The sequence below is a fragment of the Cycloclasticus zancles 78-ME genome (assembly GCF_000442595.1).
Lineage (GTDB): Bacteria > Pseudomonadota > Gammaproteobacteria > Methylococcales > Cycloclasticaceae > Cycloclasticus > Cycloclasticus pugetii.
In genome coordinates this window covers 2303854-2315447 of sequence record NC_021917.1, presented here as the reverse complement: position 1 = coordinate 2315447, position 11594 = coordinate 2303854, and the positions used below count along the sequence as shown (strand labels likewise).

General features: G+C 42.5%; 11 protein-coding genes. 7 read left to right on the top strand and 4 right to left on the bottom strand.

Translation table 11 applies throughout. From position 1 onward, the window contains the following. The first annotated feature begins 3 nt into the window (after positions 1-3). The 3 genes from ftsA to lpxC all read left to right on the top strand — a co-directional run bounded on the left by ftsA (position 4) and on the right by lpxC (position 3524). Positions 4-1233 carry a cell division protein FtsA gene (gene ftsA / locus CYCME_RS11095; RefSeq protein WP_020933074.1) on the top strand — a complete coding sequence of 410 codons (1230 nt, stop codon included), beginning with the start codon at positions 4-6 and terminating at the stop codon, positions 1231-1233. Between the two features lie 49 nt (positions 1234-1282). Then, positions 1283-2449 carry a cell division protein FtsZ gene (gene ftsZ / locus CYCME_RS11090; RefSeq protein WP_015005183.1) on the top strand — a complete coding sequence of 389 codons (1167 nt, stop codon included), beginning with the start codon at positions 1283-1285 and terminating at the stop codon, positions 2447-2449. A gap of 160 nt (positions 2450-2609) precedes the next feature. Further along, positions 2610-3524, top strand: a complete 915-nt coding sequence (gene lpxC / locus CYCME_RS11085) for a UDP-3-O-acyl-N-acetylglucosamine deacetylase (protein WP_016390939.1) — start codon at positions 2610-2612, stop codon at positions 3522-3524. 1 nt (position 3525) lies between these two features. Here the strand turns inward: lpxC and CYCME_RS11080 are convergent, their stop codons facing one another. Then, complete coding sequence (locus CYCME_RS11080; protein WP_015005185.1) at positions 3526-3930, bottom strand: DciA family protein; 405 nt, start codon at positions 3928-3930, stop codon at positions 3526-3528. Positions 3931-3993: 63 nt separating this feature from the next. Here CYCME_RS11080 and CYCME_RS11075 point away from each other — a divergent pair, with 63 nt between their 5' ends. The 4 genes from CYCME_RS11075 to CYCME_RS11060 all read left to right on the top strand — a co-directional run bounded on the left by CYCME_RS11075 (position 3994) and on the right by CYCME_RS11060 (position 9976). Beyond that, entirely contained in the window at positions 3994-4905 is a 912-nt protein-coding gene (locus CYCME_RS11075) for a M23 family metallopeptidase (RefSeq protein WP_020933072.1), read from the top strand. Between the two features lie 139 nt (positions 4906-5044). Beyond that, entirely contained in the window at positions 5045-7699 is a 2655-nt protein-coding gene (gene secA / locus CYCME_RS11070; protein WP_020933071.1) for a preprotein translocase subunit SecA, read from the top strand. Positions 7700-7792: 93 nt separating this feature from the next. Then, positions 7793-9013 carry a bifunctional glutamate N-acetyltransferase/amino-acid acetyltransferase ArgJ gene (gene argJ / locus CYCME_RS11065; protein WP_020161771.1) on the top strand — a complete coding sequence of 407 codons (1221 nt, stop codon included), beginning with the start codon at positions 7793-7795 and terminating at the stop codon, positions 9011-9013. A 27-nt stretch (positions 9014-9040) separates the two neighbouring features. Further along, complete coding sequence (locus CYCME_RS11060) at positions 9041-9976, top strand: Nudix family hydrolase (protein WP_020933070.1); 936 nt, start codon at positions 9041-9043, stop codon at positions 9974-9976. Between the two features lie 10 nt (positions 9977-9986). Here CYCME_RS11060 and yacG read toward each other — a convergent pair whose 3' ends face one another. The 3 genes from yacG to coaE are packed head-to-tail and all read right to left on the bottom strand — an operon-like array spanning position 9987 to position 11590. Next, the gene (gene yacG / locus CYCME_RS11055; protein ID WP_020933069.1) at positions 9987-10175 is read right to left on the bottom strand and encodes a DNA gyrase inhibitor YacG; all 189 of its coding nucleotides are present in this window, start codon (positions 10173-10175) and stop codon (positions 9987-9989) included. Between the two features lies 1 nt (position 10176). Then, positions 10177-10944, bottom strand: a complete 768-nt coding sequence (gene zapD / locus CYCME_RS11050) for a cell division protein ZapD (RefSeq protein WP_020933068.1) — start codon at positions 10942-10944, stop codon at positions 10177-10179. A 40-nt stretch (positions 10945-10984) separates the two neighbouring features. Continuing rightward, positions 10985-11590 carry a dephospho-CoA kinase gene (gene coaE, locus CYCME_RS11045; protein WP_020933067.1) on the bottom strand — a complete coding sequence of 202 codons (606 nt, stop codon included), beginning with the start codon at positions 11588-11590 and terminating at the stop codon, positions 10985-10987. Positions 11591-11594: the final 4 nt, after the last annotated feature.

Genomic DNA, 11594 nt, shown 5'->3' with positions numbered 1-11594 from the left:
ACAATGAAGAAAAACAGTGATAAGAATTTAATTGTTGGTTTAGATATAGGTACATCTAAAGTGGCGGCCATTGTGGGGGAAATAACCCCAGATGGAACGATTGATGTCATCGGTATCGGAACCAATAGTTCGCGAGGTTTGAAAAAAGGCGTGGTGGTTAACCTCGAGTCTACAGTACATTCAATTCAACGCGCTGTAGAAGAGGCTGAGTTGATGGCGGGGTGTCAAATTCACTCAGTATTTGTGGGGATAGCAGGCAGTCACATCAGTAGCTTGAACTCCAGTGGTGTGGTGGGTATTAAAGAAAGCGAAGTGATTCCATCAGACATAGAGAGAGTGATTGATGCGGCAAGGGCAGTGGTTATTCCTGCGGATCAAAAGATTCTTCACATCATGCCACAAGAATTCATTATCGATGGACAAGAGGGCATTAAAGAGCCTGTTGGAATGGCGGGCATCAGGCTGGAAGCAAAAGTACATATTGTGACCGGCGCAGTGAGTGCAGCGCAGAATATTATTAAATGTGTAAGGCGTTGTGGTTTAGAAGTAGGCGATATCATTTTAGAGCAGCTTGCATCGAGCAGTTCGGTGCTCACGGATGATGAAAAAGAACTGGGCGTTTGTTTGGTTGATATTGGTGGTGGCACGACGGATATTGCAGTTTTTTGTGATGGCTTTATTCGCCACACCGCGGTTATTCCAATTGCCGGAGACCAAGTTACTAATGATATCGCTGTTGCATTACGGACGCCTACCCAGCACGCCGATGAAATTAAGTTGAAATATGCATGTGCGCTGACTCAATTAGTTCAAGAGGACGAAATGATTGATGTGCCAAGCATAGGCGATCGGCCGGCACGAAAAATTTCACGTGGAAATTTGGCTGAAATTATTGAGCCTCGCTATGAGGAATTAATGATGCTTGTACAGGCTGAGCTGAGGCGTTCGGGCTACGAGGACATTGTTGCCGCAGGGATTGTGCTAACGGGCGGCAGTGCAAAGGTAGAGGGATTGGTTGAATTGGCAGAAGAAGTATTCCACATGCCCGTTCGCTTGGGTTATCCGCAGTATGTGTCTGGTTTAAGCGAGGTGGTTCGTAATCCGATATATGCAACCAGTGTTGGGTTGTTGTTGTTTGGGCAGCAAAATAGTGTGGCAAATGGTGGAGAGGTGAAAAATGGTTTTGAAGCTATGTGGGAAAAGATGAAGAGCTGGTTTCAAGGTAATTTTTAACGATAAATAGAGACTTTAGTATTTAGATTAACAAGATAGGGGAATTGATATGTTTGAATTAATGGATGCACATACACAAAATGCAGTAATTAAAGTCATTGGTGTTGGCGGTGGCGGTGGCAATGCCGTGAATCACATGGTTAATAGTGCAATAGATGGTGTGGAATTTATTTGCGCCAACACAGATGCGCAAGCACTAAAAGACACACCAGCTAAAACGGTATTGCAGTTAGGTAATAATAGTACAAAAGGCTTGGGTGCAGGCGCGAACCCTGAAGTGGGCCGTCAAGCAGCGATTGAGGATAGAGAGCGAATTCAAGAAGTAATCGTCGGTTCTGATATGGTCTTTATCACAGCAGGAATGGGTGGTGGAACAGGAACAGGTGCTGCGCCAATAGTGGCCGAAATAGCAAAAGAAATGGGTATCTTAACAGTAGCTGTAGTGACTAAGCCTTTCCCATTTGAAGGCAAAAAAAGAATGTTATTGGCAGAACAAGGGATAGAGGAATTAGCACTTCACGTTGATTCATTAATTACTATTCCGAATGAAAAGTTATTGCACGTACTGGGCAAAGAAATGAGTCTGCTAAATGCCTTTAAAGCGGCGAATGATGTTTTGCTAGGCGCGGTACAAGGGATTGCAGAATTAATAACCTGCCCTGGCTTGATTAATGTCGACTTTGCTGACGTTAGAACTGTTATGTCAGAAATGGGTGATGCGATGATGGGAACAGGTAATGCAAAAGGAGAATCTAGAGCACGCGAAGCTGCAGAAGCGGCCATTCACAGCCCCTTGTTAGAAGATATCAATGTACAAGGCGCTCGCGGTATTTTAGTGAATATCACGGCTGGGTTAGATATGTCTATAGGTGAATTTGAAGAGGTCGGTCAAGCGATTAGAGATTTTGCATCGGATGATGCGAATGTCGTTGTCGGTACGGTTATTGATCCTGATTTGTCAGACGAAATGCGAGTAACCGTTGTTGCAACTGGTTTAGGTGGCAAGGCAAAAGTGGCTGAAGAACCAACGCCGATTGTTCAAGTGAAAAGAGAAGCCATTAAAACGGCTGACCTGAAGGAAGAGGATTTTGATATTCCAACAATCATGCGTGATGGAAAAGCGGAAATGGCGGATCAAAAAACCAGTGGTATAGATAATACCTTAGACCCTGCTTATTTGGATATACCTGCGTTTTTAAGAAGGCAAGCCGATTAGTTGAGACCGTGAACCGCCCTTGGATATTGAAATGTGTTGAGGGCGGTAAAATAACTGAGTACGTGGCAATGCATGGCTTATTGTTAAATTGCAAAATGTGTTAATATCCCGCAATAATGACAATAAAAATAAATTGAATTTATCTGCTTGGGAGTTTTAAATGATTAAACAACGAACGCTGAAAAACGTGATTCGTGCTACGGGTGTTGGTTTACACAGTGGCGAAAAGGTTTATTTAACGTTGCGCCCTGCAGGCGTCAATGCCGGTATTGTTTTTCGCAGAATAGATTTTGACGAAGCAGTCGTTATTCCAGCAAAAGCAGAAAATGTAGGTGACACACAATTATCAACCACCTTGATACAAGGTGACGTACGAGTCTCTACTGTTGAACACTTGTTGTCGGCCATTGCTGGATTGGGTATTGATAATATTTACATTGATTTAAGTGCTGCTGAGGTGCCGATCATGGATGGCAGTGCAGGCCCGTTTGTCTTTTTACTACAATCGGCTGGTATAGAAGAACAAAACGCAGCGAAACGCTATATTCGCATCAAAAAAGAAGTCCGAGTAGAGGATGGCGATAAGTGGGCGAGCTTTGTCCCTTTTGAAGGCTTTAAGGTCGGGTTTAGTATTGAGTTTGATCACCCAGTATTTAAATCGCGTACACAAGAGGCGATTATTGATTTTTCTTCAACTTCATTCGTTAAAGAGATAAGCCGTGCACGTACCTTTGGTTTTATGAAGGATATTGAAATGTTACGTCAACGCAACTTAGCGTTGGGTGGAAGCATGGATAATGCCATTGTCGTCGATGATTTTAGAGTCTTAAATGAAGATGGCTTGCGTTACGAAGATGAATTTGTGAAACACAAAATTTTGGACGCTATCGGTGACCTATACTTACTAGGGCATAGCTTGATTGGTGAGTTTCATGGCCATAAATCGGGGCACGAGCTTAATAATAAGTTATTAAGAGAGTTGTTGGTTCAAGAGGATGCTTGGGAAGAAGTAACGTTTGAAGAAGATGACCAATTCCCTATTTCATATATAGAACCACTACCTGCGGGTGTTTAAACTAAGATAGCTTGTTTTTTTGTAGTGTCTTGATGAGTTTATTCATGGAATGGGTTAACGAGTCTGCCTGTTCTGAATCGTTGGCTTCTGTAAGACACTTCAATGTATGACTGGATGGCGATTTAGGCAAAAGCGGTGTTTTTGCTGTGTGCTTAGATAGCACTTTAACCTTTAAAGTACGAACCCGTTCACCAAAGTAATTTGATAAGGCGTTTAGAATAGGTTGGCGTAGATACAGTAGTTTTGAAGCCCAGACAGAAGAGTCGGTGAATAAGATTACCGTGTTTTTACTGGCGGTGACATGCAAACAATGAGCTGCCAAATCTTCAGTTATTGATCGTTGAACAAGACGCAGAAGTGTTTTTTGTTGATGCAAGCTTTGCTGAATATGCTGTAAACCATTCAAGGATGACCTGTTGTTTTTGAAAGGTTGTTTAAACATATGTTGTTAAGATAAAAAATAAATAATATGCAAATTATACTGTTAACAAAAGGTAAAAAGAAAACCATCAACTTTTCTGCGATCCAGCAAAAAGTTATCTATGGGTTACTTGGTAGCTTTGTTTTATTACTAGCAGTTTATTGGTATATGCCATCGGTGACCGAAGTTAGGTTAACCGAACAATCAGGGAAGGTATCTCAAGAGTTATTAACCCAGCGAATAGAGCTGGAAAGAGTGCGCGAGAAAACTCAAAATACGCTGGATAACCTTGCCTTACGAGTTGGGCAAATGCAAGCACAATTGACGAGGCTGAATGCGGTTGGTGAACACCTTGTTAAGAAGGCTAATTTAACGGCGTCAGAATTTAATTTTGACGAATTACCAGCCATCGGCAGTGCAGGTTTGCCGGACTCAGCAGAAAGTTTTACAGAAAACCAATTACTGCATGATATTCAAGTACTCGATAAACAGTTATCTTTACGCGAAAAACAATTAACGTTATTGGGTGTTTTTTCGGCAAATAAAGAGTTGTCTAAAGAGGTTCGCCCAGCAGGGTTACCAGTCGCAAAAGGATGGTTGTCATCGTATTACGGTTACCGAGCAGATCCATTTACTGGCAAGAAAAAATTTCACCATGGTGTCGATATTGCAGGCAAGACAGGGACCAGTGTTTTAGCCGCTGCATCTGGCTTGGTGACCTACGCGGGGAAAAAAGGCGGTTATGGTTATTTAATTGAAATTGACCATGGCTCAGGGTACGTCACCCGCTATGGGCATAATAAGGAAATAGTGGTCAAATTAGGCGATGTTGTTAAACAAAATGATGTTATCGCTAAAATGGGGTCAACGGGTCATTCTACCGGGCCACATGTTCACTTTGAAGTAATGCGCAACGGTAAGAAGGTGAATCCCCGTAAATACCTGTATTCTTCAAGCTAAGGCAGTACTTACTCCTACGTCCTTTTACATTCTAATTTAAAGCGTTATGAATAGGGCTTGAATGGGCCTAAAAAGCAGGTTTCAGTGAACCATATGCGGTATCATTTGGTTTTTCGTTTCACACTAAAGTTTATTTGTAATGATTTCAAATATCGTAAAGAAAGTTTTTGGTAGTCGTAATGATCGGTTGGTAAAAGCAAAACAAAAAACCGTTAAAAAAATTAATGAGATTGAAGCATCAATCAGTGCCTTAAGTGACACTGAGTTGAAAGCGAAAACGGATGAATTTCGTGCTCGACTTGAACAAGGTGAAACACTCGACTCATTAATCGTTGAAGCGTTTGCAGTGGTTAGAGAAGCTGGTGTTCGCGCCTTAGGCATGCGTCATTTTGATGTGCAGCTAATTGGCGGGATGGTGCTTCATGATGGACGCATCGCCGAAATGAAAACCGGTGAAGGTAAAACACTGGTTGCCACGTTATCAGCCTATTTGAATGCATTGCCCGGTAAGGGCGTTCATATGGTGACAGTGAATGATTACTTGGCTGAACGTGATTCACAATGGATGGGGCAGTTGTTCGCCTTCTTAGGCATGACAACGGGGGTGATCGTCAATTCGATGAGCCCTGAACAGCGACGCGAAGCCTATGCAGCAGATATTACATACGGGACTAATAATGAGTTTGGCTTTGATTACCTTCGAGACAATATGGCATTTGGTGTCGAAGACAAGGTTCAACGTGAGCTGCATTACGCGATCGTTGATGAGGTTGATTCAATCTTAATTGATGAAGCAAGAACACCATTGATTATTTCAGGCCCAACAGATGATAAAAGTGATTTATATATCAAGCTTAACGAGTTGGTAAAAGACCTTACAGAAGAGGTTGAGTCGCAAGAGGGTGGTGAGTACACCGTTGATGAGAAGTCGAAACAAGTCTTTTTGACAGAGTTAGGCCATGAAAAAATTGAAGAACTACTGACCAGTAGCGGCCTATTAAGTGAAAATGAAAGCCTATACGATGCCACTAATATTGGGTTGATGCATCATGTATATGCTGCATTACGAGCTAGTGCGCTGTATCACAAAGATGTCGATTACATTATTCAAAATGGTCAAGTGGTTATTGTTGATGAGTTTACTGGAAGAACAATGCCGGGCCGGCGCTGGGGCGAGGGGCTTCATCAAGCAGTAGAGGCAAAAGAAGGCGTTAAAATTCAAAGTGAAAACCAAACGATGGCGTCTATTACATTCCAAAATTATTTCAGGATGTATGACAAATTATCGGGAATGACCGGTACTGCAGACACCGAAGCATTTGAGTTTCAACAAATTTATGGTTTGGAAGTTATTGTTATTCCAACACACCGTGGGATGGCGCGTGAAGACGCCGGGGATCTTATTTATTTAACAGCGAAAGAAAAATACGAAGCGGTTATTGAGGATATCGAAGATTGCTACCAACGAAAGCAGCCAGTATTAGTGGGTACAACCTCTATTGAAGTTTCTGAATATATATCGTCCAGCCTAACCAAGAAGAAGGTGCCTCATGAGGTGCTTAATGCTAAACAGCATGAACGTGAAGCACAAATTATTGCCAATGCCGGTGCTTTAGGGGCGGTCACTATTGCGACTAATATGGCCGGACGGGGGACCGATATTGTTTTGGGTGGCAAGAGCGAAGACGAGTCATCTGAAGTATGGCAAAAAAAGCATCAGGCAGTACTAGATGCCGGTGGTCTCCGTGTGATTGGTACAGAAAGGCATGAATCGCGCCGGATAGATAATCAGCTAAGGGGCCGGTCAGGGCGTCAAGGTGACCCTGGTGCAAGTCGTTTTTACTTATCGTTAGAAGACAGCTTAATGCGAATTTTTGCCTCAGAACGTGTATCTGGTTTGATGCAAAAACTGGGTTTAGAAAAAGGTGAGTCGATTGAGCACCCTTGGGTGAGTAAAGCGATTGAAAATGCTCAACGTAAAGTAGAAGGGCATAACTTCGATATTCGTAAGCAACTTCTTCAATACGATGATGTGGCGAATGATCAACGTCGAGTGATTTATGATCAACGTAATGAAATTATGGAGGCATCAGATATTGCCGATACTATTGTTTCTATACGTGAAGATGTCGTTAACCAATTAATTGATGTGTATATTCCAGCACAATCAATCGAAGAGCAATGGGATATTGCAGGCTTACAGGCTGCTCTTGAGGATGAGTTCTCCTGCAAGCTTAATATTCAAGAGCTATTAGATACAGATGATAGCTTGCATGAAGACAGTCTGCGCGAGCTAATCCTAAAAACAATCAGCGATGACTATGCAAAAAAAGAAATATTAGCAGGTGCAGAGGTGCTTCGGCACTTTGAAAAATCGGTGATGCTGCAAACATTAGATTCGTTGTGGAGGGATCACTTAGGTGCGATGGAACATTTAAGACAGGGTATTCATCTACGTGGTTATGCACAAAAAGATCCGAAACAGGAATATAGACGCGAGGCCTTTGAGCTCTTCACATCGCTATTAGATACATTAAAAAGAGATGTTGTTCAGTTGGTAACAAAGGTCCAAGTTCGTGCAGAAGAAGATGTTCAAGCCGTTGATGAGCAACGTCGTATTCATCAAACCATGGAATACAAGCATGATGATGCAAATGCCTTAGGTGAAGAAAAGAACGATGAGCAAGCCGACAAGGCACAGCCTTTTAAACGTTCGGATAAAAAAATTGGCCGGAATGACCCTTGCCCATGCGGTTCTGGCAAGAAATTTAAACAGTGCCACGGCAAGCTGTGAGGCTACGTTAAGCGCTCGTTTGAGTAAGGTGGCTTTTTATAGTCTAAGGGCTACTTAACTTTATATCTATAACTGTTTATTAGGAGCTTAATCATGCCTGTAGGCGGAACTGTCCCTTTAGAATTAAAAGCAATATCAGGTGTTCGCATTGGCACCGCATCAGCGGGTATTTCACAAACTGTACGTGACGACCTAACGCTATTTGAACTGACTGCGCAAACACAGGTTGCGGCTGTTTTTACAAAAAATAAATTTTGTGCAGCGCCCGTTACAGTGGCTAAAAAACATTTAGCCGAAGACTCTCCACGTTATCTACTGATTAATTCAGGCAATGCAAATGCTGGTTTGGGCGGCGCAGGTTTGTTGACAGCGCAAACATGCTGTGCAGAACTTGCAAGCAAGGTGAATGCTAAAGAAACACAGGTATTACCGTTTTCAACAGGAGTGATTGGTGAACCGTTACCAGTAGACAAGCTTGTAGGTGGTTTGCAAACGGCAGTAGATACCTTAAGCGAACAGCATTGGCAAAAAGCGGCTGTAGCCATTATGACAACCGATACCTGTGAAAAAGGCTGCTCTCGTACATTGCAGTTGGATGGCACAGAGGTCACCATAACGGGCATTGCAAAAGGCTCAGGCATGATAAGGCCAGATATGGCGACGATGCTATCTTATGTTGCGACTGACATGCCGATTGGCAGAAAAATCCTCGAGGTTATGCTGAAGGAGGCTGTGGATGTGTCTTTTAACAGTATTTCGGTAGATGGTGATACGTCAACAAACGATGCTGTCGTATTAATGGCAACCGCAGCGGCTGATATAGAGCCGATTGAGACGCAAAGTGATAAACGGTACCCAGTGTTTTTAGCAGCATTAAAACAGCTGTGTAGTTATTTGGCCGAAGCAATTGTAAGAGATGGAGAGGGCGCTACAAAACTAATAAACGTTCAGGTTGAACAAGCTTATACAGCAAGTGATGCAAAGGAAGTGGCTTATACGGTTGCGCATTCACCATTAGTGAAAACCGCCTTTTTTGCCTCAGACCCTAATTGGGGGAGGATTCTAGCCGCCGTAGGTAGAGCGAACATAGCAACAATAAATGTCGATGCGGTTTCAATTTACTTAAATGATATTTGTATTGTTAAGGCCGGTAAGCGTTCAGCTGACTATACTGAAGAGCAGGGCCAAAAGGTTATGAATCAAGAAGAAATTTGTGTTCGTATTTGTCTGGCTCAAGGAGACTGTTCATCCCGTGTATTAACTTGCGATTTATCTTACGATTACGTCAAAATAAATGCTGAGTACCGCTCATAAAGTATTAGACATAGCATTGATATACAGATGTTAAAGGTAGCGGTCGGGGTTATAAAAAATCAATACAATGAGGTGCTTATTAGTAAGCGCTCTAAGAAGGCGCATCAAGGTGGCTTGTGGGAATTTCCGGGTGGTAAAGTCGAAGAAGGCGAAAAGACTGAAGACGCGTTAAAAAGGGAGCTACTAGAAGAGTTAAATATAGAGGTGTTAACGGCAGTTCCCTTTATACAGGTGAAGCACGATTATAACGATATAGGTGTGTTGCTTGAGGTGTACCTGGTTGAAAGCTTTCAAGGCAAGGCATGTGGAATGGAAGGTCAACCGATTAAATGGCTTGCGATCGATTCGTTAGAAAAAAGCTCATTTCCTGCAGCAAACAAGGCGATCATCGATGCGTTGAATTTACCTCGGTATTATCCAATTGTTGATGAGTCAATAGGCGCAGAAGAAGAGATGTTAAGGCATTTAAAGACCTTAATATCAGGCGGGTATACGATGATTCAATGGCGAGCAAAGTCGCTTAATAAGAGTGGCTTTAAACACTTAGCTGAGCAAGCGATGGCTCTTTGTAAACGTAACAATGTTCGTTTATTTATTAATAGCAGTATGACTGATGCATTAGAGATGAATGCTGAGGCGATACACTTAAGTGCTAACGAGGTGCTAGCTATGAAAAATAAAGCTAGTTCACTGGAAGGTGTTTTGCTGGCCGCCTCTTGCCATAATGAACAAGAACTAAAGGCAGCAAAGGAACTGGGCGTATTATTTGCCGTGTTATCACCTGTATGTGCAACACAAACGCATATAGGCATGAAGCCTTTAGGCTGGCCGCAGTTTAAGTCGTTAAGTGAGGCCGTGCCGCTACCTGTTTTTGCTCTAGGGGGCGTAGGGCCAGAAACGCTAGATAAAGCGCTGTCAAATGGTGCTTATGGTGTGGCTGGTATAAGAGCATTTGGCAGGTAACAGTCAAAGCTTAATGTTCGAACAGTTGGTCGTCCTCAGCTGGGTGTGCTTTTTCTCCAGCAATTGCATGTTTTTCTGAAGCCCATTCTCCTAGATCAATTAATTTACAGCGCTCACTGCAAAAAGGTTTAAAGGTTGAGGTTTCATTCCAAGGCACGGCTTTGCGGCAAGTAGGGCAGTTAACGGTTTGTGTTTTCATTTTAGAGTTGGCAGATACTTAATGTAAAACGAATGTCTTCATCTATTTGACTGGGTCTTTCTGTTTCAAGGGGCAACATAAAGCGGACTGTAAAGCGGTGCTTACCACCACTGATTTCAGCAAAATACTCAGAGGAAAGGTTTAAAGAAACCCGAAGTAAATGAACCGGATGGTTAGTATCTAAGCTTTGTTGGTAATAACCAGCACGTGCAATTTTTTCGGTCGGCATGGCGCTATAGCGAATAAATTGCAGTAATAGCGAGATGGATTGCCGAATTGGTGTGAGATGAGCGGTCCAGTTTTGTATCTGCTCGCGACGAACGCTTAATGGCTTATTAAGCCAAAAATGGTAAGCCGGCAGATCAAAATCGCAGGTACCACCAGGGATACTGTTGCGCTGTGATAAGCACTTTAATAAGTCAACCTGCCCTAGGACCTGATCAATTCTTCCGTTAGATGTTAAAAGCTGGCGGTTTAATGAATTGAGTTGGTCAATGCTTTGCTCTAGTTTTTCGCGGTCTACTTTTGGGTTTTTAGCAAAAATGACAAGGCACTTTGTGTGTCGTTCAATTTCTTTTGTAATTTCATTTCTTAGGTCTGTTCTGCTTGAGATGGCAAGAATATCAAGTAAACAACTCAGCTCAGCTCTGTTTTGCCATTCTCCGTCATGTTGAGAAAAGTGTAACATTTGCTCGAATAAATCCTCTAGCCGCAAAAAGGTGCGGATACGTTCACTAAGAGGTAGTTCGTAAGTGATCTGTTCAGACACAAGTAATAGATAAATCCTAAAACGGTTATTTTGCAGGATATTATTTGGTTTTTCCAGCGCTCATTTCTAAGTAGAAGTTATGTAGCTGCTCTACTTTTTTTTCTAAACTATTTAATGACCCAACATTGGTGATAATATCATCAGCCTGACTGAGGCGGAATGCGCGGGTACATTGAGCGTTCATAATTGAGCTAATCATAGAATCACTCAGTTGATCGCGTGCTTTAACGCGTTTAATTTGGGTGGCTTCTGGGCAATCAATGACCAAGATGCGGTCAATGTTTGATTGGTGCTTGGTTTCTAGTAGAAGAGGAATACTTAAAATACCATAAGGATAGTCAAAGCTAGCCAAGGTTTGGTACATGGTTTTGTAAATAATGGGGTGGAGTATGGACTCTAAGGTTTCTTTTTTGCTGGGGTTGTTAAAAATTAAATCACGTAAGTAGTCCCTATTTAGTGCACCACTCGGTAAAAGAATGGAATCCCCAAAGGCTTGTTGCAGCTGGAGGAGGGCGGGTTGTCCTGATTGTACAATGGTGTGGGAGATAATATCTGCATCCACCACGGGGACGTTTCTTTTTTCGAACAATTGGGTGACAGTCGATTTGCCACAGCCAATACCCCCCGTTAAACCAATGGTTAACATACGA

What these genes read in the sequence shown, in the direction of transcription:
- CYCME_RS11060 (WP_020933070.1), top strand. Translation starts at nt 9,041, where the DNA reads ATGTTAAAGGTAGCGGTCGGGGTTATAAAAAATCAATACAATGAGGTG.
- coaE (WP_020933067.1), bottom strand. Translation starts at nt 11,590, where the DNA reads ATGTTAACCATTGGTTTAACGGGGGGTATTGGCTGTGGCAAATCGACT.
- argJ (WP_020161771.1), top strand. Translation starts at nt 7,793, where the DNA reads ATGCCTGTAGGCGGAACTGTCCCTTTAGAATTAAAAGCAATATCAGGT.
- secA (WP_020933071.1), top strand. Translation starts at nt 5,045, where the DNA reads ATGATTTCAAATATCGTAAAGAAAGTTTTTGGTAGTCGTAATGATCGG.
- yacG (WP_020933069.1), bottom strand. Translation starts at nt 10,175, where the DNA reads ATGAAAACACAAACCGTTAACTGCCCTACTTGCCGCAAAGCCGTGCCT.
- ftsA (WP_020933074.1), top strand. Translation starts at nt 4, where the DNA reads ATGAAGAAAAACAGTGATAAGAATTTAATTGTTGGTTTAGATATAGGT.
- ftsZ (WP_015005183.1), top strand. Translation starts at nt 1,283, where the DNA reads ATGTTTGAATTAATGGATGCACATACACAAAATGCAGTAATTAAAGTC.
- CYCME_RS11075 (WP_020933072.1), top strand. Translation starts at nt 3,994, where the DNA reads ATGCAAATTATACTGTTAACAAAAGGTAAAAAGAAAACCATCAACTTT.
- lpxC (WP_016390939.1), top strand. Translation starts at nt 2,610, where the DNA reads ATGATTAAACAACGAACGCTGAAAAACGTGATTCGTGCTACGGGTGTT.